Origin of the sequence: Pseudomonas vranovensis DSM 16006, assembly GCF_000425805.1 — a bacterium.
Taxonomy (GTDB): Bacteria; Pseudomonadota; Gammaproteobacteria; order Pseudomonadales; family Pseudomonadaceae; genus Aquipseudomonas; species Aquipseudomonas vranovensis.
On record NZ_AUED01000018.1, the window covers coordinates 22,800 to 46,141 of the forward strand.

At 62.8% G+C, this 23,342-nt stretch carries 21 protein-coding genes and 2 pseudogenes; 11 read left to right on the forward strand and 12 right to left on the reverse strand.

The annotated features are described in order from the left end of the window. Nucleotide 1 precedes the first annotated feature (1 nt). The gene (locus H621_RS0114970) at nt 2–490 is read right to left on the reverse strand and encodes an LEA/WHy family protein (protein WP_028944189.1); all 489 of its coding nucleotides are present in this window, start codon (nt 488–490) and stop codon (nt 2–4) included. 136 nt (nt 491–626) lie between these two features. Here H621_RS0114970 and H621_RS0114975 point away from each other — a divergent pair. The 3 genes and pseudogenes from H621_RS0114975 to H621_RS0114985 form a co-directional block, all read left to right on the forward strand. Beyond that, nucleotides 627–1,133: pseudogene (locus H621_RS0114975) on the forward strand (RNA polymerase sigma factor); the annotation flags it as partial. Nucleotides 1,134–1,137: 4 nt separating this feature from the next. Next, nucleotides 1,138–2,016 (forward strand): FecR family protein, encoded by an 879-nt coding sequence (locus H621_RS0114980; RefSeq protein ID WP_319801992.1) that lies wholly within the window; start codon nt 1,138–1,140, stop codon nt 2,014–2,016. A 210-nt stretch (nt 2,017–2,226) separates the two neighbouring features. After that, on the forward strand, nt 2,227–4,659 hold the full coding sequence (locus H621_RS0114985; protein ID WP_051270546.1) for a TonB-dependent receptor: 2,433 nt from the start codon (nt 2,227–2,229) through the stop codon (nt 4,657–4,659). 1 nt (nt 4,660) lies between these two features. Here the strand turns inward: H621_RS0114985 and H621_RS0114990 are convergent, their stop codons facing one another. After that, nucleotides 4,661–5,551 carry a LysR family transcriptional regulator gene (locus tag H621_RS0114990; protein WP_028944193.1) on the reverse strand — a complete coding sequence of 297 codons (891 nt, stop codon included), beginning with the start codon at nt 5,549–5,551 and terminating at the stop codon, nt 4,661–4,663. A 100-nt stretch (nt 5,552–5,651) separates the two neighbouring features. Here H621_RS0114990 and H621_RS0114995 point away from each other — a divergent pair, with 100 nt between their 5' ends. The 6 genes from H621_RS0114995 to H621_RS0115020 all read left to right on the forward strand — a co-directional run bounded on the left by H621_RS0114995 (nt 5,652) and on the right by H621_RS0115020 (nt 11,092). After that, nucleotides 5,652–6,734 carry an extracellular solute-binding protein gene (locus H621_RS0114995; RefSeq protein WP_028944194.1) on the forward strand — a complete coding sequence of 361 codons (1,083 nt, stop codon included), beginning with the start codon at nt 5,652–5,654 and terminating at the stop codon, nt 6,732–6,734. Nucleotides 6,735–6,756: 22 nt separating this feature from the next. Continuing rightward, a complete protein-coding gene (gene speB / locus H621_RS0115000) occupies nt 6,757–7,716 on the forward strand; it encodes an agmatinase (RefSeq protein WP_028944195.1) in 960 nt (319 codons plus the stop codon). Nucleotides 7,717–7,827: 111 nt separating this feature from the next. Continuing rightward, entirely contained in the window at nt 7,828–8,151 is a 324-nt protein-coding gene (locus H621_RS0115005) for a hypothetical protein (protein ID WP_028944196.1), read from the forward strand. A gap of 26 nt (nt 8,152–8,177) precedes the next feature. Then, nucleotides 8,178–9,323, forward strand: a complete 1,146-nt coding sequence (locus H621_RS0115010) for a PQQ-dependent sugar dehydrogenase (RefSeq protein ID WP_028944197.1) — start codon at nt 8,178–8,180, stop codon at nt 9,321–9,323. Between the two features lie 63 nt (nt 9,324–9,386). After that, nucleotides 9,387–10,493 carry a cell division protein ZapE gene (zapE, locus tag H621_RS0115015; RefSeq protein WP_028944198.1) on the forward strand — a complete coding sequence of 369 codons (1,107 nt, stop codon included), beginning with the start codon at nt 9,387–9,389 and terminating at the stop codon, nt 10,491–10,493. Between the two features lie 11 nt (nt 10,494–10,504). Further along, complete coding sequence (locus tag H621_RS0115020; RefSeq protein WP_028944199.1) at nt 10,505–11,092, forward strand: DinB family protein; 588 nt, start codon at nt 10,505–10,507, stop codon at nt 11,090–11,092. Here H621_RS0115020 and H621_RS0115025 read toward each other — a convergent pair. Genes H621_RS0115025 through H621_RS0115045 form a run of 5 tightly spaced genes read right to left on the reverse strand, consistent with a single transcriptional unit; the run spans nt 11,089 to nt 15,627 of the window. Continuing rightward, nucleotides 11,089–12,087: an alpha/beta fold hydrolase gene (locus H621_RS0115025; protein ID WP_028944200.1), complete on the reverse strand. Its 999-nt coding sequence runs from the start codon at nt 12,085–12,087 to the stop codon at nt 11,089–11,091. The two genes, H621_RS0115020 and H621_RS0115025, sit on opposite strands and share 4 nt — an antisense overlap. A gap of 58 nt (nt 12,088–12,145) precedes the next feature. Then, complete coding sequence (locus tag H621_RS0115030; RefSeq protein WP_028944201.1) at nt 12,146–12,580, reverse strand: YqaA family protein; 435 nt, start codon at nt 12,578–12,580, stop codon at nt 12,146–12,148. Nucleotides 12,581–12,590: 10 nt separating this feature from the next. After that, nucleotides 12,591–13,019: a DUF411 domain-containing protein gene (locus H621_RS0115035; protein ID WP_028944202.1), complete on the reverse strand. Its 429-nt coding sequence runs from the start codon at nt 13,017–13,019 to the stop codon at nt 12,591–12,593. A 15-nt stretch (nt 13,020–13,034) separates the two neighbouring features. Continuing rightward, complete coding sequence (locus H621_RS0115040; protein ID WP_028944203.1) at nt 13,035–13,916, reverse strand: copper resistance protein B; 882 nt, start codon at nt 13,914–13,916, stop codon at nt 13,035–13,037. Next, nucleotides 13,909–15,627, reverse strand: coding sequence for a copper resistance system multicopper oxidase (locus H621_RS0115045; RefSeq protein ID WP_028944204.1), 1,719 nt, complete (start codon nt 15,625–15,627; stop codon nt 13,909–13,911). The genes H621_RS0115040 and H621_RS0115045 overlap by 8 nt, the downstream gene beginning before the upstream one ends. 195 nt (nt 15,628–15,822) lie before the next feature. On the opposite strand from H621_RS0115045, the gene H621_RS0115050 reads away from it, so the two are divergent. Beyond that, nucleotides 15,823–16,569 carry an SDR family oxidoreductase gene (locus tag H621_RS0115050; protein WP_028944205.1) on the forward strand — a complete coding sequence of 249 codons (747 nt, stop codon included), beginning with the start codon at nt 15,823–15,825 and terminating at the stop codon, nt 16,567–16,569. 3 nt (nt 16,570–16,572) lie between these two features. Here the strand turns inward: H621_RS0115050 and H621_RS27130 are convergent. The 4 genes and pseudogenes from H621_RS27130 to H621_RS0115070 form a co-directional block, all read right to left on the reverse strand. After that, nucleotides 16,573–17,748 (reverse strand): annotated as a pseudogene (locus H621_RS27130) (ATP-binding protein); the annotation flags it as partial. Between the two features lie 251 nt (nt 17,749–17,999). Beyond that, a complete protein-coding gene (gene mapR / locus H621_RS0115060; protein ID WP_028944206.1) occupies nt 18,000–19,409 on the reverse strand; it encodes a GntR family transcriptional regulator MpaR in 1,410 nt (469 codons plus the stop codon). 40 nt (nt 19,410–19,449) lie between these two features. Further along, complete coding sequence (gene ccoG, locus H621_RS0115065) at nt 19,450–20,862, reverse strand: cytochrome c oxidase accessory protein CcoG (protein WP_028944207.1); 1,413 nt, start codon at nt 20,860–20,862, stop codon at nt 19,450–19,452. Nucleotides 20,863–20,983: 121 nt separating this feature from the next. Continuing rightward, on the reverse strand, nt 20,984–21,223 hold the full coding sequence (locus H621_RS0115070; RefSeq protein ID WP_028944208.1) for a DUF3203 family protein: 240 nt from the start codon (nt 21,221–21,223) through the stop codon (nt 20,984–20,986). 138 nt (nt 21,224–21,361) lie between these two features. Here H621_RS0115070 and H621_RS0115075 point away from each other — a divergent pair, with 138 nt between their 5' ends. After that, the gene (locus tag H621_RS0115075; RefSeq protein WP_028944209.1) at nt 21,362–21,895 is read left to right on the forward strand and encodes an MgtC/SapB family protein; all 534 of its coding nucleotides are present in this window, start codon (nt 21,362–21,364) and stop codon (nt 21,893–21,895) included. Between the two features lie 535 nt (nt 21,896–22,430). Here H621_RS0115075 and H621_RS0115080 read toward each other — a convergent pair. Further along, nucleotides 22,431–23,330 (reverse strand): hydroxymethylglutaryl-CoA lyase, encoded by a 900-nt coding sequence (locus tag H621_RS0115080; RefSeq protein ID WP_028944210.1) that lies wholly within the window; start codon nt 23,328–23,330, stop codon nt 22,431–22,433. Nucleotides 23,331–23,342: the final 12 nt, after the last annotated feature.

Sequence of the window (23,342 nt, forward strand, 5' to 3'; positions counted from 1 at the left end):
TTTACCTGGACGGGGCGCTCGGTTGTGGCAGGCTCAGTCGACCGCTGTCACTGAAGCGCCGGGTGCCGAACAGGCCGCCGGCAAGCTTGCCACGCAGCACGTAGGGCAAGCCGTCGAGCGTCTGTACCCGGCTCAGGCCCACGGCCTGGCGCAGGACGGTGAAGGCGGTGACGCTCACCGGCACCACCAGTACGCTTTCGCCGAAGCGGCCAATGCTGCCGCTCTGGTCACTCACTCCCGCCGCCAACGGTTGGCCATTGACCTCAAGGTTCAGGGCGATGCCGTTGTAGTCGATCGGCGTTTCATTGGGGTTTTGCACCCGCAGTTTCACCGCCATGCGCACCTCGAGGTCCTGGCCGGGCAGGGGTTCGATGCCGATCACGCTGATGTTCACGGGGTCGCGCGCCTGGAACAGGGCACAGGCGTTCAGGCCAAGGAGTATCGTCAGTACCAGGCACAGTCGCAAAAGGTGACGATAACCATGGGGCATGGGTGAAGCTCCAGGCGGCAGAATAGAAAGTTCAGTGTGGCAAATGCACGGCGACGTTGAAAGCCGTTGGCGTTATGAACGATACTGTTTCTCATTAACGTCTGTCTTCCGTTCCCAAGGCCCTTCGAATTCCTCCATGTTGACGTCTCCCGTGTCCGGGCTGCTTGCCAGCTTTCAGGAACATTACGATGACCTGCTGCAGTTCCTGACCCGGCGCATGAGCGACCGTCAGCGTGCGGCCGACGTGGCCCAGGAAACCTACCTCAAGCTGGTCAAGATCGAGCAACAGGACCTGCCGGTGCTGCACGCGCGCAGTTTCATTTTTCGTGTGGCCGGGAACCTGGCCATCGATACCTTGCGACGTGAGCAGCGCATGGCCGGCAACCTCGATGACAGCGACGCTGCGCGTGAGGTGCCGTGCCCGTCGCCTGCGCCCGAGGCGGCCCTGCTGGCCCGCGAGCGCCTGAAGCACTTGGACGAGGCGTTGCTGCAGTTATCGCCCAACGCCCGCCAGGCGTTGTTGCTCAACCGTGTCGAGGGCCTGACTCAGGCGCAGATCGCACAACAGCTGGGCGTTTCCGAGAGCATGGTGGCAAAATACATCGGCCAGGCGCTGCGCCATTGCCGCAATTGGCTCAAACACAACCATGATTGATGCCCTTTCCATGCCTGCACCGCAGCCGATCAGCGATATCTCCGACGATGCCCTCGACTGGCAGGTGTTGCTGCACTCAGGCAACGCCACCGATGCCGACCGTGGGCGCTACCTGCGCTGGCGCAATCTGAGCCCTGCCCATGCACAGGCGGCGCAGGAAGCCGAAGCCTTGTGGGGCGACCTGGGCCAGACCCGCACGGCCGCCGAACTGACACTGCCAGCGCCGCGTCGCCGTCGCTGGGGTTCGGCCCTGGCGGCATCGCTGGTGCTGGCGCTGGTGGGGTATGGCGGTTGGCAACAGGCGCCGGCCTTGCTCGCCGACTACCACACCGCGGTAGGCCAGCAGCAGCGCATTACCCTGGCCGATGGCTCGCATGTGCTGCTCAACAGTGGCAGTGCGTTGTCGGTGGATTTCACCGATGGCCAGCGGCGGGTGCTGCTCAAGGCGGGTGAGGCGCTGTTCGAGCCCGCCAGTGATCCGCGACCGTTCGTGGTCGATGCCGGTGGTGAGCCGGTGCAGGGGAGCGGAGCGGTGTTCAGTGTGCGCCGCAATGGCGGCGGTAATCGGGTCGTGATTGCCCAGGGTGAGGCGCAGGTGGGCGACCGGCTGTTGCAGGCCACCCCGGATGCGCGGGCGCTGACGGCCTGGCAGCGGGGCAAGCTGATATTCAATGGCAAGCCGTTGCGCGAAGTGCTGGCTGAGCTGGAGCGCTACCAGCATGGTCGCATTGTGTTGTCGGATCAGCAGTTGGGGGCGATGCAGGTCAGCGGGGTGTTCGACCTGGATGATCCGCAAGGGTTGTTGCGTACGCTGGAGCAGCGGTATGCGCTGAAGGTCACCTATCTGCCCTGGCTGGCGGTGGTGTACTGACCGCGGTGGGAGCAATTGGCTCAGCGGCTACAGCAGTAATCTGTAGCCGCTGGCGAGGAAAGAGGCTGCGATCGACTGCGCAGCACTCGCCCGCGCCAACCCGTTTGAAAATAATTTTGGTTTCGCACTGCAAGTTCTTCTTCGCCCAATCGTCGTAGTGAGACTGATCAGCAATTCATTCTCATTTGTACCTTTGCCTGGAAGAAAACAGTGAAGTCTATCGCCCCCTCCAGTGGCTATTTCAAACACGCGCTGCTGGCCTCTACCGCTGTTGCTGCGTTGCTCGGTCCGGTCTGGGTTCAGGCTGCCGAGGTTGCCAATGCTGCGCAGAACAGCGCCCAGCAAGACCGCGAAGTCACCCTGGAGCTGCCGGCCCAGAACCTCGATCAGGCCCTGACCGCGTTCGCCGATCAGGCCGGTCTGCACTTGTTGTTCACCACTTCCGATGTCGACGGCTTGCACAGCCAGGCGCTCAGCGGTCGCTACAGCATCGCCCAGGCACTGCAAAGCCTGCTGGCCGGCAGCGGCATGAGCTGGCAGTTCAGCGATGCGCGCACGGTGATTCTGCGCAAGGCCCAGGCAACGCCGGCCAGTGTCAGCCTCAAGCCGATCGAAGTCAGCGTCGCTTCGCGTACCAGCACCTCCATCAGCGAAATTCCCGGCACGGTCTGGGTAGTCGATCAGCAGCAGCTCAACGAGCAGATCAACAGTGGGGTGAGCCTCAAGGAAGCCATTGGCAAGCTGGTACCAGGCCTGGACCTGGCGCCGGAAGGGCGTACCAACTACGGCCAGAACATGCGTGGCCGCAATGTGCTGGTGATGATCGACGGGGTCAGCCAGAACAGTTCGCGCGGTCTGTCGCGCCAGTTCGACAGCATCTCGCCGTTCAACGTCGAGCGGGTCGAAGTGCTTTCGGGCGCCAGCGCCATCTACGGTGGCGGCGCGACTGGCGGCATCATCAATATCGTTACCAAAAAGGGCGAGGAAGGCCCGGCGCGCTTTGAAACCCAGTTGGGCGCCAGCAGCGGTTTCAACAACAGCGACGACCTTTCGACCCGCATCGCCCAGTCGGTCAGTGGCGGCAATGAACGTGTGAATGCGCGCCTGGGTATCTCGGGCGAGCAGAATGAAGCTTTCTACGATGGTGCCGGCGACCAGATTTTCATCGACAACACCCAGACCGACCTGCAGTACAACCGCACCATTGATGTGCTCGGCAGCCTGGGCCTGAAATTCAACGATGAGCAAAGCCTCGACCTGCTCGCCCAGTACTACGACTCGGGCAACCACGGCAGTACCGGGATCTACTTTCCCAACCTGAACTACAACGCCCCCTCGGACCTCGAGGACGCCGAGCTGCGCAGCGGTTACTCCACCGACCTTGAACCGCGCACCAAGCGCCTGCTGCTCAATGCCAACTACCACCACAGCGATGTGCTGGGCCAAGACTTCTACCTGCAGGCGTCCTACCGCAAGGAAGACGACAACTTCTACCCGTTCCCCTACTACAACCCCGGAAAGCCGGCCGGGTCCAAGGGTGTGTACTTCGCTGCCTCGCAGCAGAACTTCGAAGTCAGCAGCCTCAAGGCGCTGTTCGCCAAGCAGTGGGACACCCTCAAGCTGACCTATGGCGTGGACCTGGACCGCGAGCGCTTCAATGCCGACCAGACCACCTTCGATGCCTTGACCTCATCCCAAAGCGGCGGCCTGGACCTGGACAAGGCCAGCGAGGCCCCGCGTTATCCCAGCTACCGGGTGGACGGCCTGTCGTACTACGCCCAGTTGGATTGGCATGCCACCGATAACCTGACCGTCTCCGGTGGCGCCCGGCGTCAGCAGATGGACGTGGATGTCGGTGAATTCAAGAACGTGCCCGGCGGCAATAACGACTACCAGGTCAACCTGTTCAACCTGGGCGCCATCTATGACTTCAAGAACGGCCACCAGGTGTGGACCAACTACGGCGAAGGCTTCGACCTGCCGGACCCGGCCAAGTATTACGGCAAGCCCGGCCTGAGTGTTGAAGACAACCCGCTGGCCGGCATCAAGAGCCGCCAGGTGGAAATGGGCTGGCGCTACGCCGACCTGGACTGGGATGCCCAGGCAGCCGTGTACTACATCTGGTCGGACAAGATCATCACCACCGACATGGCCACCCTGACCATCAACGTCGAAGACCAGAAGAGCCGGGACTTCGGTTTTGAAGGCTCGCTGACCCGTCACTTCGAAAGTGGCTGGGAGGCGGGCAGCACTCTGCACCTGGTGCGCTCCGAGGAAGAAGACCAGGACGGCGACTGGATCAAGCGTGACGCCCGCTATGCCTCGCTGTCCAAGTCCACCGCCTTTGTCGGCTGGAAGGAGGAAGGCCGCAGCGCGCGCCTGCAGGCCAACCATGCGTTCACCCTCGAAGACGATGCCGACCACAAGATCAGCGGCTACACCACCTTCGACCTGCTGGGCAGCCAGGACACCGGTTTCGGTACCTTCAGCGCCGGTATCCAGAACCTGCTCGACAAGCAGTACAGCACCGTCTGGGGCCAGCGCGCGACGCTGTTCTACTCACCGACCTACGGCCCGGAGTACCTGTATGACTACCAGGGCCGTGGGCGTACCTACACCCTGACCTGGTCGATGGCCTATTGAGTCAGGCGAAGGCTGCCAGCAGGTCGTCACTGAAGGCCTGCTGGGCGTCGCTGGGGACCTGGGCACGGTGGCGGACGAGAACGAAGGGCACCTGGAAGTTCAGCATAGGGTCCAACCCATGCAATAGCCCGCGCTCTACCCAGGGCGCGGCGTAGTGGCAGGGCAGGTAGCCGATGTGTCGCCCTGACAAGACAAACGCCAGGGCGCCATCGACCTGCTCGGAGCGCGCCGAGGCGCGACCGCCCGTAAGCGGGTCGGGGTTTTCCATGAAGCGGTAGGGGTGCTCGACCTGGTCGGCCTCACGCAATACCTCAAGGCTTACGTGAGCCTGGCCGGCGAATGGGTGGTGGCTGGCGCAGTACAGGCGCTGGGTCTCCTCGAACAGCGGTGCGTAGTCGAAGGCCGACTGCTTGCCCGAGAAATAGCCGATTGCCAGGTCCAGGCGCTGCTGCAACAGCTGGCGCTCGAGGTCGGCCGGCATGGCGCTGACCAGTTCCAGGCGTACTGATTCGTCACGTTGACGAAAGCGCTCGATGGCGTGGGCCAGGCGCAGGGTGACGCTGCTGTCCTGGGCTTCGGAAATACCGATTCGTACCTCTCCGAGCAATCGCCCGGCCACGCCGTTGGCCTGGTGGCGGAAGGCTTCGATCTGCACCAGCAGTTCCCGCGTGGCCTTGAGCAGCACTTCGCCTTTGGCGGTCAGGCGAAAGCCGCCTTTGCCTCGACTGCACAGGCGATAACCCAGCCGCGTTTCCAGGCGGGCCATTTGCTGGCTGATGCTCGGCTGGCTCAGGCCCAGCACGCCCTGGGCGGCACTGAAGCCGCCGGCCTCGACTACAGTGACGAACAGCCGCAGCAGGTGCAGGTCCAGGTCGTGCAGTTGTCCGAGCATCAAACATTGCTCCCGCTGAATGTCAGGTTAAGTAACTTACCATTTTAGCAATGTAACCCGGCGTGCATGCTGGCGGCATCCACTCACAAAGGTGCCCGACATGCGTACGACCCTGTGGTTGCTCCCCCTGATACTGGCGTTGCCGGTGCAGGCCGAAGAAAAAGTCCTCAACCTCTACAGCTGGGCCGACTATGTGGCGCCAGAGGCCTTGCAGCGCTTTGAAAAGGTAACCGGCTACAAGGTGCGCTACGACACCTTCGACACCACCGAGGTGCTGGAAACCAAGTTGCTTACCGGAGGCAGTGGCTACGACGTGGTGGTGCCGTCGTCCAGTGTGCTGGCGCGGGCTTTGGCGGCAGGTGCATTGCAACCGTTGCAGGCGCAGGCGATGCCCGGCTACAGCAATCTGGACAAGGACCTGCTGGCCAAGCTGGCCGAGGTGGACCCCGGCAACCAGTACGCCGTGCCGTACACCTGGGGCACCCTGGGGCTGGGCATGAACCTTGAGGCGGTACGCCAGCGGCTTGGCGATGATGCGCCGCTGGACAGCCTCGATCTGTTGTTCAAGCCCGAGTACGCCAGCAAGCTCAAGGGCTGCGGGATCGCCATGTCCGACTCGCCCCAGGAAGTGATCGGCGTAGCCCTGCACTACCTGGGCAAAGACCCTTACAGCCGTAACAAGGAAGACCTGGCCGCTGCCCAGGCGCTGCTCCAGCAGTTGCAGCCCTCGATCAGCTACGTGGCCAACGGCCGGCAGATCAACGACCTGGCCAACGGTAGCGTGTGCCTGGCGCTGACCTACAACGGTGACGCCGGAATGGCCGCCGACCAGGCCCGCCAGGCCGAGAAGCCCTACCAGGTGATCTACCGGATCCCCCGCGAAGGCACGATCATCTGGCAAGACAACCTGGTCATCCCCAAGGACGCGCCGCACCCGGAGGCCGCGCGGGCCTTTATCGCCTTCATGCTGCGCCCCGACTCGGTGGCGCCGCTGACCAACACGCTGTTTTTCGCCAATGCCAATCAGGCCGCCACGGTGCTGGTGGACGAGGCGGTGCGCAGCGACCCGGATATCTACCCCTCGGATGAAGTGCGCGCGCGGCTGTTCGCCGACCGCAGCATGAGCCTGGCCGACATGCGCCAGCGCACCCGCCTGTGGACCACCTTCCGTAGCCGCCAATAACAATAGAACCAGGAGCCCGATGATGGATCTCACCCCGAACAACGACCAGGCCATGACCCGTGACAGCCTCTATGGCACCATCGCTGAAAACACCTTTGCCGGTATCACCAGTTTTTCCCGACGCCGCTATAGCCGCGACTTGCGTGGTGTCGATGTGGTGGTCAGCGGCGTGCCGTTCGATACCGCCACCAGCAACCGACCGGGGGCGCGTTTCGGCCCGCGGGCCATTCGCGCGGCCTCGGTGCAGCAGGCCTGGGCCCGGCATTGGCCGTGGGCGTTCGATCCGTTCGATCATCTGGCAGTGATCGACTATGGCGACTGCAACTTCGACTACGGCAGCCCACACACCGTACCGGACAGCATCCAGGCCCATGCCGAACATATTCTCGAGGCGGGCTGCGCCATGCTGACCCTGGGCGGCGATCACTTCATCAGCTATCCGCTGCTCAAGGCGCATGCCCGCAAACACGGGCCCTTGTCGCTGATCCACTTCGACGCCCACAGCGACACCTGGCCCGACGAAGAAGGCGGACGGGTGGACCACGGCACCATGTTCTGGCACGCCGCCCGTGAAGGCCTGGTCGACCCTGCGCGTTCGGTACAGGTTGGCCTGCGTACCACCAACGACGATACCCAGGGCTTTGCCGTGCTCGATGCGCGTCAGGTTCATCGGCAAGGCTGCGAGGCGATCATCGAGGCGATCCGTGAGCGGGTGGGCGACAACCCGGTGTACCTGACCTTCGACATCGATTGCCTGGACCCAGCCTACGCGCCCGGCACCGGCACGCCGGTGTGTGGCGGGCTGACCACGGTGCAGGCGCTGGAGATCATCGGTGGCCTGCGCGGTATCAACCTGGTGGGCATGGACCTGGTGGAGGTCGCACCAGCCTACGACCACGCCGATATCACGGCGTTGGCGGGGGCGACCCTGGCGATGGAAATGCTGTGTCTGTACGCGGCGCGACACAAAGTGGATATGTGAGTCGGAAACAAAATGAATCACGTGTAGGAGAAATCACGGTTCCCTGACGAACCTGGCGCGCCTTAGGCTATCCAATGCTTGGGCGCGTCGTTTCGCGCAGGAGGTAAACCCGTGAACACATCACTGCCGGCGCTGGCCGGCCTGTCCCTCGGCCTGTTGTTGCTCGCGCCGGTTCATGCCGCGCAGGCACCGGTACAGCTGGCTGCCTCGCCGAACAACCCCTACAACAGCCCGATCATGCGGGCCAATCCCAACAGCCGCCAGGGCAGCGTGCAGCCCGCACCGCCGCTGCGCGGCCCCTCCACCCAGCCTGTGCCACGCCAGCCGACCCTTGAGAACAGGGGCATTGGCAATGGTCAGGACATGCGCCGCGAGCAGTCCACGCCGCGCCTGGAACCCACCCGACCGCCCCGCGAGTCGCCTCGCACGCCTTGATGGCGGCCCCTTGAAAGGAAACGCCGATGTCTGCACGCACCTGGATACCCATACTGTTGACGGCGGCACTGTTGCCGCTGATGACGCATGCCGCACCCGAGCGCGATTTCAAGAGCGAGGAGGGCACCGTCAAGGTCAGCACCCTGGCCGAAGGCCTGCGCAACCCCTGGGCCCTGGCGTTCCTGCCGGATGGCAAAGGCATGCTGGTGACCGAACGCCCGGGCAACCTGCGCATTGTCAGCGCCGAAGGCAAGGTCGGCGCACCGCTGGGGGGCGTGCCGGTGGTGTGGGCCCAGGGGCAGGGCGGCTTGCTGGATGTGGCGCTGTCGCCGACGTTCAAGCAGGACCGCTGGGTGTACCTGAGCTTTGCCGAGGCGGGTGAGGACGGCAAGGCAGGCACGGCGGTCGGACGTGGACGGCTGTCTGCCGACATGGCCAAGCTTGAAGACTTCAGCGTGATCTTCCGCCAGCAACCCAAATTGTCGACGGGTAATCACTTTGGTTCACGGCTGGTATTCGACCGCGACGGCTTCCTGTTCATCGCCCTGGGCGAAAACAACCAGCGCCCGACGGCGCAGGACCTGGACAAGTTGCAGGGCAAGGTGGTGCGCATCCTGCCGGACGGTACGGTACCGAAAGACAACCCCTTTGCAGGGCAGCAGAATGTGCGCCCGGAGATCTGGTCGTTCGGCCACCGTAACCAGCAGGGCGCGGCGCTCAACCCCTGGACCGGCGAGCTGTGGACCAATGAGCACGGGCCTCGTGGCGGGGATGAAATCAACTTGCCCAAACCCGGCAAGAACTATGGCTGGCCGATTGCGACCCACGGCATCAATTACTCGCTGCTGCCGATTCCCGAGGCCAAGGGCGAGCATGTGGATGGCATGGTCGACCCGCACCATGTCTGGGAGAAGTCGCCCGCTATCAGTGGCATGGCCTTTTACGACAACCCCCGCTTCAAACCTTGGGACCACAGCCTGTTCATCGGAGCCTTGCTCAGCCAGGAACTGATTCGCCTGCAGCTTGATGGCGACAAGGTGGTTCATGAAGAACGCTTGTTGGGTGAGCTCGATGCGCGGATCCGTGATGTGCGGGTGGGGCCGGACGGGTACCTGTACCTGCTCACCGATGCCGAGGACGGTCAGTTGCTGAAAGTGGGGCTGGACCTGTAGTCGCGGGCTTGCCCGCGATTCGCTTCGCCACCAGAATGGGCCTTTTTCCCAAAGGCCCGTTCCATGTCCGGCTCCCCCCTGCGCCTCTACCAGCAGGCCATCGACCACGACGGCTTTGTCAGTGACCCGGCCCAGGCTCAGGCTGCCAGCGCCCTGGATGCATGCTTCAACGCCCTGCAGCGCGGCGAAACCCCACATGGCGTCTACCTCTGGGGCCCGGTAGGGCGCGGCAAGACCTGGCTGATGGACCAGTTCCATGCCTGCTTGCAGGTGCCGGCCCGACGCCAGCATTTCCACCATTTCATGCGCTGGGTGCATCAGCGTCTGTTCCAGCTCAACGGCACCGCCGACCCGTTGCAGGCGCTGGCCTTGTCCCTGGCCGACGAGATCCGTGTGCTGTGCTTCGATGAACTGTTCGTCAACGATATCGGTGACGCGATCATTCTCGGGCGCTTGTTCCAGGTGCTGTTCGAGGCCGGCGTGGTGATTGTCGCAACCTCCAACCAGCCGCCCCGGCAGTTGTATGCCGATGGTTTCAATCGCGAGCGCTTCCTGCCGGCAATTGCTGCGATCGAGCAGCACATGCATGTGCAGCCGGTCATCGGTGACCAGGACCACCGCCTGCACCCCGGCGCCGAGCAACAGCGCTATTGGGTACGCGAACCCGGACAGTCGCAAGCCCTGGCCGATATCTTTGCGCAGCTGTGTGGCGATCAGCGCTGTACCGATCAGCCAATGCCAGTAGGCTCACGCCAGGTCCAGGTAGTGCAACGCTGCGCCACGGTAATCTGGTGCCGCTATACCGACCTGTGCGAACAGCCGCTGGCTGCCATGGATTTCATGGCCATGTGCGATACCTTCAAGGCGATCCTGCTGAGTGATGTGCCGGCCCTGGGCGCCCGCCAGCGTCCGGCGAAAATTGCCCGGGGCACCGAGGACGGTGCCGAGCGCGTGGCGGCGGGGGATCGTGAGTTGCCCCAGCTGTCGATTCACGATGACAGCGTGCGGCGCTTCATTGCGTTGGTCGATGAATGCTACGACCGTCGGGTCGCCCTGTACCTGGAGGCCGAAGTGCCGCTCGAAGCGCTCTACACTCAAGGGTATCTGGAGTTCCCGTTTCGGCGAACACTGAGCCGCTTGCGGGAGATGCAACTGCAACGCTTCTGTTGAAGGAGTCGATCATGCAGCCGCTTTCGCTTTCGCATTACCTGTTGACCATGGCCTATCAGAATGGCTGGGCCAACCACAGGCTCTACAAGGCCTGCCTGCAACTGACCCAGGACGAGTTCGTGGCGCAACGCTGCAGCTTCTTCGGGTCGATCAAGGCGACCCTCAATCACATCCTCACGGTGGACTGGTTCTACCTCAATGCACTGGAGTCCGAGCAGCGCGGCGAGGCGCCGGAGCCCGACACCGAACGCTTCTTCGAGCCCCAGGAACCCTTTGCCACCTGTGAAACCCTGTATGACGAGCAGGCCCAGGCCGATCATCGCCTGATTGCCTATTGCAGCCAGTTACGCGACGACCAGTTGCAGCGCTATGTGAGCATCGTGCGTCCTGACTGGGTTCAGCGCGAACAGCGCTTGCGCCTGCTTTCCCATCTGTTCGAGCACCAGATCCATCATCGCGGGCAGGTCCATGGCATGCTCAGCGACACGTCGGTGAGGCCCCCACAGCTCGATGAGTTTTTCTGCGAGGACGAAGCCCACCTGCGGGCCCAGGATTTCGCCGAGCTGGGTTGGACCGAAGCGCAGGTCTGGGGGCGTTAACGCCCCAGCCAGCCGAGCAGGGCCTGATGGAAACGCTCAGGTTCCTCGATCTGCGGCGCATGCCCAAGGCCCGGGAACTCCACCAGCTCGCCTTGTGGAATGAGCTTGCTGACCTTCTTGCCCAGGGTCTGGTAATGACCGAGCCGCGCCTTGACCTCGGGCGGGGCGACATCGCTGCCAATGGCGGTGGTATCGGCATCGCCGATCAGCAGCAGGGTCGGCATCTGCAGGTGCTTGAACTCATAGACCACTGGCTGGGTGAAGATCATGTCGTAGATCAGCGCCGAATTCCACGCCACCGCCTTGTGCCCGGGCCCCTGGTTGAGCCCTGCCAGCATCTGCACCCAACGTTCGTATGCAGGCTTCCAGCGCCCGGCGTAATAGGTCTTGCGCTCATAATTGCGTATCCCTTCGGCATCAAGCTTGAGCTCGCGTTCATGCCATTGATCGACGGTTCGGTAGGGCACGCCCAGGGCTTTCCAGTCCTCAAGGCCGATGGGATTGACCAGCGCCAGACGTTCGACCTGTTGTGGGTAGAGCAAGGCATAACGGGTGGCGAGCATGCCGCCGGTCGAGTGGCCGAGCAGGCTGGCCTTGCTGATCCCCAATTGCTTGAGCAGGGCGTGGGTGTTGTCGGCCAGTTGCTGGAAGCTGTACTGGTAGTGCGCCGGTTTGCTTGAGCTGCAAAAACCGATCTGGTCCGGGGCGATGACCCGGTAGCCGGCATCGCTCAGGGCCTTGATCGTGGTTTCCCAGGTGGCGGCGCAGAAGTTCTTGCCATGCATCAACACCAGGGTTCGGCCGTTGGCCTTGCCGCTGGCAGCAACGTCCATGTAGCCCATCTGCAGGGGCTGGCCCTGGGACTGGAAATCGAAATGCTTGAGGGGGTAGGGGTAGTCGAAACCTTCGAGTTGCGCGCCATAGGTCGGGGGCTGGGCGGCGAAGGCGTGGCTGGCGAGCAGGCCGCTCAGGGCCAGGGTGGATAAGCGCAGCATCAGGGTACTCCGTGTTGAGCCTCGGGTTCAGGCTCAGACTCTACCCGCTTGCAGGGATTCAATGTTGCATCCAGCCCAGTGTCACCAGCGCCAGCACCAGGTAGCGACCGGCCTTGGCCAGCGTCACCAGCACCAGGAAGCGCCAGAACGGTTCGCGCATGATCCCGGCGATCAGGGTCAACGGGTCACCGATCACCGGCATCCAGCTCAGCAATAGCGACCACTGTCCGAAGCGCTGGTATCGCTGCTGGGCTTTTTCCAGTTGGGCGGGCTTGAACGGAAACCAGCGCCGGTCGCGCAGGTGCTCGATGCCCCGGCCCAGCAGCCAGTTGACGATCGAGCCCAGCACATTGCCGGCCGTGGCAATCAGCAACAGGCTCACCACCGCCTGCGGGTCGCGCACCAGCAAGCCCACCAGCACGGCTTCCGATTGCAGCGGCAACAGGGTGGCGGCGCCAAAGGCGCTGAGAAACAGCGCCCATTCGCTCAACATTCAGGGCGGATCAGTACTTGGCAACCACTTCGTCGCGGCCATCCTGGGTCAGGCCAATGACTTCGTAGGCATCCTTGTGGTCGCCCATTTCCATGCCGGGCGAGCCCATGGGCATGCCCGGTACGGCCAGGCCCTTGAGGTCGGAGCGCTTGGCCAGCAACTTGACTTGCTCGGCCGGTACATGGCCCTCGACGAACTTGCCGTCGATCACGCCGGTGTGGCATGAGGCCAGGCGCGGTGCCACGCCCAGGCGTTGCTTGACGGCGCTCATGTTCGGCTCGACATGATCATTGACGGTAAACCCGTTGTCGCGCAGGTGGGTGATCCACTCTTTGCAGCAGCCGCAGTTCGGGTCGCGGTAGACGTCGATGGTCTGGCCGGCCTGGGCCAGGGTGCTCAGGGCCAGCAGGCCGAAAGCGGCGATTTTCTTGCTCAACATGGTGATTCTCCAAGACTAGAAACGCAGGCGGACACCGGCGACCAGGCGGGTCTGGCCGATGTCGCCGTCGTCATCACGAAGCTGTTCGGCAGCATTGCCGTAGCTTCGGTTGAAACTCACGCCCAGGTAAGGGGCAAATCCGCGGGTGATCTCATACCGCAGACGCACGCCGATCTCACTGTCGGCAAGGCCGCTGCCCTGGTCGCGGCTGGCGTCGTTACGGCCATAGAAATTGGCCTCCAGGGAGGGCTCGAGTACCCAGCGATTGGTCAGCAGGATAGCGTAACTGCTCTCCAGGCGCAGCGCGGTTTGTTGACGCTCACCCACGTAGGCAGTGGCTTCCAGCTCCAGGCCATAGAGCGGCGTGCCCTGGATACCGAATGCCGCCCAGGCCTGGCCACTGGCCGGTTTGAAATCCTGACGCACGCCACCCACCAACTCCCACCAGGGACTGATGGCGTGGCCCCAGAGTGCCTGCAGTTCAGCCTTGTGGGTGACGCCGTTTTCTCGCTCGCCTTCGGTACGCAGCCAGAGCCGGTCCACGTCGCCGCCGATCCAGGCGTTGGCGTTCCAGTTCAGCACGTCGCGGCTGTCGTAGTTCTGATACTCCAGTTGTTCAACGATCACTGCCCAATTGACCTGCTTGTCATGCACCGAGTGACCGGGCAAGGGCGGGAAAGCGGCGCGGCGGTCGGCGTCGGTGATGGGGCGCAAGGGGGTACGCGGCGTGTCCGGGGCCTGAGCATGACTCATGACGCTGTGGTCCATTGCGCCGTGCTTCATGCTGCCGTGGTTCATGGCCCCATGGTCCATCGGCTGCGCGCGCAGGTCTTCACTGGCCAGTAGGGTGAGCAGTGCCAGGCTGCCCAGCAGCGGGCGATTGAAGAATTCATTCATCGACGCGTACCTCGCGGAACATGCCCATCTCCATGTGGTAGAGCAAGTGGCAGTGATAGGCCCAGCGACCCAGGGCATCGGCGCTGACCCGGTAGCTGCGCCGGCTGCCCGGCGGGATGTCGAGGGTGTGCTTGCGCACCTGGAAGCGGCCGTGTTCGTCCTCCAGGTCACTCCACAACCCGTGCAGGTGGATTGGGTGGGCCATCATGGTGTCGTTGACCAGGGTGATGCGCAGCCGCTCGCCGTAGGTCAGGCGCAGGGGCTCGGCGTCGGAAAACTTGATGCCGTTGAACGACCAGGCAAAGCGTTCCATATGGCCGGTCAGGTGCAGCTCGATTTCCCGGGATGGCTCGCGGCCGTCCGGGTCGGAAAAGGTGCTTTTGAGGTCGGCATAGGTCAGTACCCGGCGACCGTTGTTGCGCAGGCCGATGCCCGGGTCGGCGAGGTTGGGTTTGGGGCTCATGGTCTGCATGTCTACCAGCGGGTTGTCGGTTTCGCTGGCCGGGTGGGCCTGCATGCCGGACATGGCGCCGTGGTCCATACCCTCCATGCCAGCCATCTTGCTGTGATCCATGCCTCCCATGGCATCCATGCCGCCGTGGCCCATGTCGGCCATGGTCAGGATCGGCCGTGGATCGGGAACCGGCACGGGGGCGCTGAGTCCGGCACTGCGCGCCAGGGTGCCGCGGGCGTAGCCGGTACGGTCCATGCTCTGGGCGTAGAGGGTGTAGGCGGGGAGGTCGCCCACCTCGACCAGCACATCGTAGGTTTCAGCCACGGCAATGCGCAGTTCATCCACGCTCACCGGATGCACCGGCATACCGTCGGCGGCGATGACCGTCAGCTTCAACCCCGGGATGCGAAAATCGAAGTAGCTCATGGCCGAGCCGTTGATCAGGCGCAGGCGCACGGTTTCACCCGGCTGGAACAGGCAGGTGAAGTTGCCGTCCGGGGGCTGGCCGTTGAGCAGGTAGGTGTAGGTGGCGGCGCTGATGTCGGCAAGGTCGGTAGGGCTCATGCGCATTTGCGCCCAGCCCTTGCGCTCGGCCACGGTCTTTGACCAGCCGTGCAGCGCCACGTCGTCGATGAAATCACCGACGGTGCGCTTGTGGTAGTTGAAGGCGTCGGACTGCTTTTTCAGCGTGGCCATCAATTCATCAGGTGCCTGATCGCTCCAGTCGCTGAGCAACAGCACATAGTCGCGCTGGTAGCGATGAGGCTCGGGCGCCTTGGGCTCGATGACGATCGCGCCATACACTCCGGCCTGCTCCTGCAGGCCGGAATGGCTGTGATACCAGTAGGTGCCGCTTTGCTGCAGGGTGAACTGGTACAGGTAGTCGCCGCCGGGTTCGATGCCGGCAAAGCTCAGGCCCGGCACGCCATCCATGTTCGCCGGCAGGATGATGCCGTGCCAGTGCAGCGAGGTCGGTTCGTCCAGGCGATTGCGCACTCGCAAAGTTACCGTGTCGCCTTCGCGCCAACGCAGCACCGGGCCTGGCAGGCTGTTGTTGATGGTCAGTGCGGTGCGCGGGCGGCCGGTGATGTTCACTGGCGTCTGGCCAATGAACAGATCGAAGTCGCGGCCGGTGAGTTCATTGCCCAGCGGGGTGCTGGCAGCGAAGGCAGGCAGGCGCCAGAGACCAAGGCCGGCCAGGGTACTGGCGGCGGCGAAGCCTTTGACGAAGGTACGGCGGGTGGGGTGTCGGAGCATGTCATTGCCAATCCAGTAGCGATGGTGGCACGACATTAGTCAGTGGCGACTGTCAGGAAACTGAGACGCAGATTACAGATTTGTCAGTTGCCCTCGCGCGCCTGCAGTGACGAAGGCTATTGGGCGCTGCTTTTCGCCGGCCCCCTTCCTGCGTTAGCCTTGATGGCTCAGCACCAGTGGGGGCAAGGAGTATCCATGGACAAGGTCATCGTGATCACCGGCGCCAGCCGCGGCATTGGCGCCGCAACGGCACGCCTGGCGGCCCGTGAGGGCTATCGCATTTGTATCAACTACCTGAGCGACGACGAGGCGGCCCAGCGTGTGCTGGCCGAGGTGCGCGAGCTGGGTGCCGAGGCCATCGTGGTCAAGGCTGACGTCAGTGTCGAGGACGAGATCATCCAGCTGTTCCACCGCGTCGATGCCGAGCTGGGCCCGGTGACCGCACTGGTCAACAATGCCGGGACCATCGGCCAGAAAAGCCGGGTCGAGGAAGTGTCGGAATTCCGCCTGCTCAAGTTGATGAAAACCAACGTGGTCGGGCCGATCCTGTGTACCAAGCATGCCTTGCAGCGCATGTCGACGCGTCACGGTGGCCAGGGCGGCAGCATCGTCAACGTGTCATCGGTCGCCGCCCGCCTGGGTTCGCCCAACGAGTATGTCGACTACGCCGCCACCAAGGGCGCGCTGGATACCTTTACCGTGGGGCTGGCCAAGGAAGTGGCCGGTGAAGGCGTGCGGGTCAATACCGTGCGCCCGGGCTACATCTTCACCGACTTCCACGCCCTGAGCGGCGATCCGGACCGGGTCAGCAAGCTTGAACCCGGCATTCCCATGGGGCGTGGCGGCCAGGCCGAGGAAGTGGCCGAGGCGATCATCTGGTTGCTGTCGGACAAGGCTTCGTATTCCACCGGCAGCTTCATCGACCTGGGCGGCGGGCGCTGATCAGGTGCGCAGGTCCTCTTGCGGCTCAAGGCGCGGCAAGTACAGGTGGATGCTGGTGCCCTGGCCCGGTACCGACTGTACCCGTGCCTGGCCACCGGACTGGCGCACAAACCCGTAGACCATCGACAGGCCCAGGCCGGTGCCCTGGCCTACGGGTTTGGTGGTGAAGAACGGATCGAATACCCGTCGCTGCACCTCGGGAGGCATACCAGTGCCATCGTCGCAGACGCTCAGGCGCAGGTAGTGGCCGGGTGGCAGGTCCAGCAGCGCAGCGTCCTGGGCATCGAGCAGCAGGTTGCGGGTCTCGATGGTGATATGCCCGTAATCCGGCAGCGCATCACGAGCATTCAGGCACAGGTTGAGCAACGCATTTTCCAGCTGTGGCGGGTCAACGAAGGTGTGCCACGGCGGTGTGCTGGTGATGACGTTGACTTCAATCTGCGGACCGACGCTGCGGCGGATCAGCTCCTCCATGCCGGCCACCAGCGCGTTCATATCGGTGGGGCGTGGATCCAGCAGCTGGCGCCGGGAAAAGGCCAGCAATCGCTGGATCAACGATGCGGCGCGATTGGAGGCTTCTTCGGCGGTATCCAGCAGCCGGTCAATGTCTTGATGACGACCTTTGGCCAGCAGATTACGCGAGATCTGCAGGGCGCCCAGCACACCGGTGAGCAGGTTGTTGAAGTCATGGGCGATGCCGCCGGTGAGCTGGCCTACGGCTTCCATTTTCTGCGACTGGCGCAAGGCTTCTTCGGCCTTGTGCAGTTGATGCTGTTCTTGCTGCAGTTCAGCCACGGCCTGGGCTACCCGTTGCTCCAAGTCTTCATTGAGCCGCTTGAGTGCGCCTTGCGCCCGTATGCGCTCGGTGATGTCCTGGAACAGCACCGCCACTTGGCGGGCGCTGGCAGGCTCCATGCGAAACGCGCAAATACTCAGAAAGCGGCCGGTGGCGACCAGTTCCTGTTCAAAACGCACCGGCTCGCCTGTCAGTAACACCGGGCGGTAACGTTCAATCCAGTCATCGGCCTCGGCGGCCACCATGCTCCTGAGCGTTTGCCCGACCACATGTTCGATGCCCGCGTGCTTGGCATAGGCAGCGTTGGCTTCGATATGAATGTAGTCACTGAGGGGGCCATGGGGGCCATCGAAGAATTCGATGATGCAGAAGCCTTCGTCCATGGTGTCGAACAAAAACAGGTAGCGCTGCCGGGCTTCGGCCAGGGCCTGTTCGATCTGTGCCTGGACGCGGTCACGGGCGTTGCGCTCAGCCAACTGGGCCTTGAGTTGCGTGTTTTGCTGCCGGAGTGCATCCAGCTGTTGGCGCAGCGTGTCGAGTTCGCTTGGTGGCATACGGGAGTTCCGGCCTGGAGACCTGAAACTGTAGCGCTCCCGGCGGCGCTCAACAATGCTGTCGAGGCACGCCTGGCGGTTTAGAACGAACGCACGATCCTGCCCAGGGTTTCCATGGCCTTTTCCGACTGCTCGGTCCAGGGGCTGCCGTAGTTCAGGCGAATGCAGTTGCGAAAGCGCTGGGTCGGCGAAAAGATCGGCCCGGGGGCAATACTGATACCTTGAGCCAGGGCCATCTGGAACAGCTTGAGCGAATCCATCTGCTCGGGCAGCTCCAGCCACAGGAAGTATCCACCGGCCGGATGGCTGACGCGGGTCTGGGCCGGAAAGTGCCGGGCAATGGCGGCAAGCATGGCGTTCTGCTGCTCTTCCAGGGCGTACCTGAGCCGGCGCAGGTGGCGGTCGTAGCCACCGTGCTGCAAGTAGTCGGCGATCGCTGCCTGGGCGGGCATGGAAGCGCACAGCGAGGTCATCAACTTCAGCCGTTCGATTTTCTGCGCGTAACGCCCGGCCGCCACCCAGCCGATACGGTAACCCGGTGCCAGGCTCTTGGAAAACGAGCCGCAGTGCATCACCAGGCCGTCGGTGTCGAACGCCTTGGCTGGTTTTGGCGCCTGCTGGGCGTAGTACAGCTCGGCATACACATCGTCTTCGATCAGCGGCACCTGGTGCTCACGCAGCAGTTCGACCAATTGCTGTTTCTTTTCCTCCGGCATGCTGGCGCCCACCGGGTTCTGAAAGTTGGTCATGCACCACACGGCCTTGACCGGGTGCTTGCTCAAGGTTTGTGCCAATACGCCCAGGTCGATGCCTTCGCGCGGGTGTACGGGAATCTCCACTGCCTTGAGCTTGAGGCGTTCCAGTACTTGCAGGCAGGCATAGAAGGCCGGCGCTTCGATGGCCACCAGGTCACCTGGCTCGGTCACCGCCTGCAGGCACAGGTTCAGCGCTTCCAGCGCACCGTTGGTGATCAACAGCTCCTCCATGGGCAGCATCAGCCCGCCCACCATGTAGCGCAGGGCGATCTGCCGGCGCAGCTGGGGATTGCCCGGCGACAGGTCGGTAACGACCATGCGCGGGTCCATCTCGCGGCTGGCACTGGCCATGGAGCGGGCCAGGCGCGGTAACGGGAACAGGTGCGGGCTGGGGAAGGCCGAGCCGAAGGGCACGGTTTGCGGGTCTTTGATCGAGTCGAGGATCGAGAACACCAGCTCACTGACATCCACTTCGGTGGACTCGCTGGCCTGTTCGATGATCTGTGGTTCGTTGAACTGACGCGGGGCATGGGCATTGACGAAGTAGCCTGAGCGCGGCCGTGCCCGGATCAGCCCGCGGCGTTCCAGCAGGTAGTAGGCCTGGAATACCGTCGAAGGGCTGACCCCGTGGGTCTGGCTGGCGTAACGCACCGATGGCACCCGCTGGCCGGGGGCAAGGACCCCGGAGCGAATCAGTTCGGCAATGTCGTCGGCGAATTTTTCGTAGCGTTTCATCATGGCTCTGGACGTTTCGACTGCTGCGAAGTGTATGTGATCAACGGTTCATTGGCGCGACAAAACGGCTGTGGGCAGTGCTGGCAACGCCGGGCTCGTCGGTGTCGACCACTTCAAAACCGATCGTCTGGGAGCTGCTCGGGGCGCGTTCGGCGAGCATGGCTACCGACACCGGCAACTCGCTCATCTCGCCTGCGTCCAGGGTGAACTCGGTCTTGCCGTGCAGCTCGAAGCCCTCGGCATCGACCAGACGCAGGCGGTAGCGCTGCGGTAGCTGGGTCTTGTTGATGACTTTGAGGGTGTAGATGTTTTCGATCTGGCCGAGGTTGTTCTCGCGGAACAGGCCACGGTCCTTGATGACGTCCATCGACACCATCGGTCGTTGCTGCAGGGCGATGATCAGGGCGCCAATCATCACCACCAGCGCGGTGACGTAGCCCAGCAGGCGAGGGCGCAGCCAGTTGGTCTTGCCGCCTTGCAGGTTGTGTTCGGACTTGTAGCCGACCAGGCCACGGGCATAGCCCATTTTGTCCATGATCGAGTCGCAGGCATCGATGCAGGCCGCGCAGCCAATGCACTCCATCTGCAGGCCATCGCGAATGTCGATGCCGGTTGGGCAGACCTGCACGCACATCTGGCAGTCGATGCAATCACCCAGGCCCCTGGCCTTGTAGTCGCTGTCTTTCTTGCGCGGGCCACGTGATTCGCCACGGGCCGGGTCGTAGGCAATGGCCAGGGTGTCCTTGTCGAACATCACGCTCTGGAACCGGGCGTAGGGGCACATGTGCATGCACACCGCTTCACGCAGCCAGCCGGCGTTGATGTAGGTGGCGCCGGTGAAGAACAGTACCCAGAACAGGGCGACGCCGCTCAGTTGCAGGGTGAAGAGTTCTTCGGCCAGTGGCCGGATCGGGGTGAAGTAGCCGACGAACGTCAGCCCGGTGATCAAGGCGATGGCCAGCCACAGCGTGTGCTTGGCCGAGCGCCGGGTCAGCTTGTTCAGGCTCCATGGGGCGGCATCGAGCTTGATACGCTGGTTGCGGTCGCCCTCGGTAACCTTCTCGCACCACATGAACAGCCAGGTCCAGGAGCTTTGCGGGCAGGTGTAACCGCACCACACCCGTCCGGCCAGCACGGTGATGGCGAACAGGCCGAAGGCGCAGATGATCAGCAGTGCCGAGAGGAGAATGAAGTCTTGCGGCCAGAAGGTGGCACCGAAGATGTGGAACTTGCTTTGCGCCAGGTCCCACAGTACTGCCTGGCGACCGTTCCAGTTCAACCAGACGGTGCCGAAGAACAGCACATAAAGAAAACCCGCGCCCAGCAGGCGCAGGTTGCGAAACAAGCCGGTGAAGCTGCGGGTATGGATCTGTCTGTCGCTGCTGGCGGTCTTCTTCTTGGCGGTGGAAGGCTCGGCAATTTCAACGATCTGGACGGGAATTCTATCGCTCATGGTTCGTCGCTCATCAGGCCTCGATCAGGCCAGAGCACTATGGCGTCCCATCTGTTTGCATAACAGGCTCAGGTATTTCTATAAAAACCGTATCAGATTTATCGCCAGAACCCTGCAGCCCTCAGATTACCGAGCCTGGCTCGGTGGTCTTGAGGTGCCTGCGACCATCCACCGCACCCGCTACAGTGAGGGCGTCGGCTTCCGCTTCGGTGATTGGAATGCGTTCGCCGGCAAGCTCGGCCACCGACATGCGCAACTGTTCATCGGTCACCACGGTGACATCGCTGGCGGCTCCCTGGATGTGCAGGTCGTCGCTGATCAGGGTGCAGCGTTGGTTGGTTTCGTCGATTTCAATGGGCATGCTCGCGTTCTCCACACGTGGGGCTTACTGCTGTGACCCTAGGGTGGGGATGGTTGCTGTGGTTAACCGATCAGCGGTCGGAGTATTAGTGGCCTGGTTGGCGGTCCATCCTGAAACAGTCCTTTCGCGGAGCACGCCATGGACGCCTGGTGGCATCAAGTCTGGGTAACACTGGTGGCCGAGTTCGCTGACATCAACGATGCCAAACAACTGACCCAGGTAACGGTGCGCATGCTCATGGCTGCCCTGCTCGGCGGCATCCTCGGTTTTGAGCGCGAGCTCAAGGGCAAGGCCGCCGGGGTACGCACACATATGCTGGTGGCGATGGGCGCCGCCCTGTTTGTGCTGGTGCCACGCATGGCTGGGGTCGACGATGCCGCGCTCAGCCGGGTGATCCAGGGCATCGTTGCAGGCATTGGCTTCCTGGGTGCAGGCACCATCCTCAAAGGCCATCATCAGGCGCTTAGCCACGTCAAAGGGCTGACCACGGCGGCGGGTTTGTGGATGACGGCGGCCATTGGTGTGGCGGCGGGCATGGGCCGCGAAGCAACGGCGGTGATCAGCACACTGTTGGCATTGCTGGTGCTGGGCATGATGCCGTGGGTGGTGGATCGCTTCGAGAAGGAGGACGAGGAAGATGAGGACGAAAACGAGGAGGGCAGGAAGCACTGAGGGGAGCCGAAGCTCCCCTCAAAGATTGTTGCGTGCTCTTTTTTTGTTATTGGAGGGCGGTCTATTGTTGTTTTTGGCAACCGTTGCCTCTTGAAACGGGCGATCCCCATCCGGGATCAAGAGCAAACGTATTTTTTTGAGCGCTGATCTACTCTCATCATTGCTGATCCAACCGTGACCATCGCTACCTTGGGGTAGTTTTATTGTTTTTTGTCAGGTTGCGGGGCACGCCCCGGGAAAGCACATCCTCTCCAAAAAAATCTGTTAGCTGCGTCTCTGCCGTGTTGTTCTTGTTATGTCAGAGTCGTTACGTCTTATTTTTATTGGTGTGTCACAGTTTTTATTGTTCTTGTGCCAAAGACATAGCAGGTGCCGTGCCAACTTTTAAAAACCTAATAAAATCAATGGTTTATCTTTTTTGGCGGGAAAGAGGGGCGAGAGAATTTGTCGATTTGTTTCCGTGTTACCCGGATTTTTGCTGAAAACTGCGGGGGCGGTAACACTCAGGCCTCCTGCCTGCTGTTACCGCCGCCTTTCACACCGCGTTACGGGCGCGCGCCACACGCGAGCCGTTCGCACGACCCAGCACGTTGCTGATGCGCTGGCCGGCGAGGATCAATTGCTCAAGGTCGATGCCGGTTTCGATACCCAGGCCCTGGAGCATGTACAGCACGTCTTCACTGGCCACATTGCCGCTGGCGCCCTTGGCATATGGGCAGCCGCCCAGGCCTGCCACCGAACTGTCGAACACCTGGATACCTTCCAGCAGGCTGGCATAGACGTTGGCCAGGGCCTGGCCGTAGGTGTCGTGGAAGTGTCCGGCCAGTTGCGCGCGGGGCACATGGGCAGCGACCACCTCGAACAGCCGGCGGGTAGCCCCCGGCGTACCGGTGCCGATGGTGTCGCCCAGCGACACTTCATAGCAGCCCATCTCGAACAGCTCGCGTGCCACCGGTGCCACCTGTTCGGCTTTTACCGCGCCTTCGTAGGGGCAACCCAGCACGCAGGACACATAACCGCGCACCCGCACACCCTGCTCGCGAGCGGCATCCATGATCGGCACGAAGCGCTGCAGGCTCTCGTCGATGGAGCAGTTGATGTTGCGCTGCGAGAAGGCTTCGGAGGCTGCGGCGAACACGGCCACTTCCTTGACGCCGGCTGCCAGTGCGTCTTCAAAACCGCGCAGGTTGGGGGCCAGGGCGGCATAGGTAACGCCGGGCTTTTGCTGGATCTGGGCGAACACCTCGGCGGAGCCGCCCATCTGCGGTACCCACTTGGGTGAAACAAAGCTGCCCACTTCTATATAGGAGAGGCCTGCCGCGGTCAGGTCATCGACCAGTCGGACCTTGTCCGCCACGCTGATGGGCTGGGCTTCGTTCTGCAGGCCGTCGCGGGGGCCGACTTCGACCAGGCGAACGTTTGAAGGCAATGACATGGCGCGGTTCCT

Excerpts from the sequence above, each read along its gene's own strand:
- H621_RS0115080 (WP_028944210.1), bottom strand. The coding sequence starts at position 23,330 with ATGTCATTGCCTTCAAACGTTCGCCTGGTCGAAGTCGGCCCCCGCGAC.
- H621_RS0115075 (WP_028944209.1), top strand. The coding sequence starts at position 21,362 with ATGGACGCCTGGTGGCATCAAGTCTGGGTAACACTGGTGGCCGAGTTC.
- H621_RS0115050 (WP_028944205.1), top strand. The coding sequence starts at position 15,823 with ATGGACAAGGTCATCGTGATCACCGGCGCCAGCCGCGGCATTGGCGCC.
- H621_RS0115045 (WP_028944204.1), bottom strand. The coding sequence starts at position 15,627 with ATGCTCCGACACCCCACCCGCCGTACCTTCGTCAAAGGCTTCGCCGCC.
- H621_RS0114980 (WP_319801992.1), top strand. The coding sequence starts at position 1,138 with ATGATTGATGCCCTTTCCATGCCTGCACCGCAGCCGATCAGCGATATC.
- H621_RS0115040 (WP_028944203.1), bottom strand. The coding sequence starts at position 13,916 with ATGAATGAATTCTTCAATCGCCCGCTGCTGGGCAGCCTGGCACTGCTC.
- H621_RS0115010 (WP_028944197.1), top strand. The coding sequence starts at position 8,178 with ATGTCTGCACGCACCTGGATACCCATACTGTTGACGGCGGCACTGTTG.
- H621_RS0115035 (WP_028944202.1), bottom strand. The coding sequence starts at position 13,019 with ATGTTGAGCAAGAAAATCGCCGCTTTCGGCCTGCTGGCCCTGAGCACC.
- H621_RS0114990 (WP_028944193.1), bottom strand. The coding sequence starts at position 5,551 with ATGCTCGGACAACTGCACGACCTGGACCTGCACCTGCTGCGGCTGTTC.
- H621_RS0115020 (WP_028944199.1), top strand. The coding sequence starts at position 10,505 with ATGCAGCCGCTTTCGCTTTCGCATTACCTGTTGACCATGGCCTATCAG.
- mapR (WP_028944206.1), bottom strand. The coding sequence starts at position 19,409 with ATGAAACGCTACGAAAAATTCGCCGACGACATTGCCGAACTGATTCGC.
- H621_RS0115030 (WP_028944201.1), bottom strand. The coding sequence starts at position 12,580 with ATGTTGAGCGAATGGGCGCTGTTTCTCAGCGCCTTTGGCGCCGCCACC.
- ccoG (WP_028944207.1), bottom strand. The coding sequence starts at position 20,862 with ATGAGCGATAGAATTCCCGTCCAGATCGTTGAAATTGCCGAGCCTTCC.
- zapE (WP_028944198.1), top strand. The coding sequence starts at position 9,387 with ATGTCCGGCTCCCCCCTGCGCCTCTACCAGCAGGCCATCGACCACGAC.
- speB (WP_028944195.1), top strand. The coding sequence starts at position 6,757 with ATGGATCTCACCCCGAACAACGACCAGGCCATGACCCGTGACAGCCTC.
- H621_RS0114970 (WP_028944189.1), bottom strand. The coding sequence starts at position 490 with ATGCCCCATGGTTATCGTCACCTTTTGCGACTGTGCCTGGTACTGACG.
- H621_RS0114995 (WP_028944194.1), top strand. The coding sequence starts at position 5,652 with ATGCGTACGACCCTGTGGTTGCTCCCCCTGATACTGGCGTTGCCGGTG.
- H621_RS0115025 (WP_028944200.1), bottom strand. The coding sequence starts at position 12,087 with ATGCTGCGCTTATCCACCCTGGCCCTGAGCGGCCTGCTCGCCAGCCAC.
- H621_RS0115070 (WP_028944208.1), bottom strand. The coding sequence starts at position 21,223 with ATGCCCATTGAAATCGACGAAACCAACCAACGCTGCACCCTGATCAGC.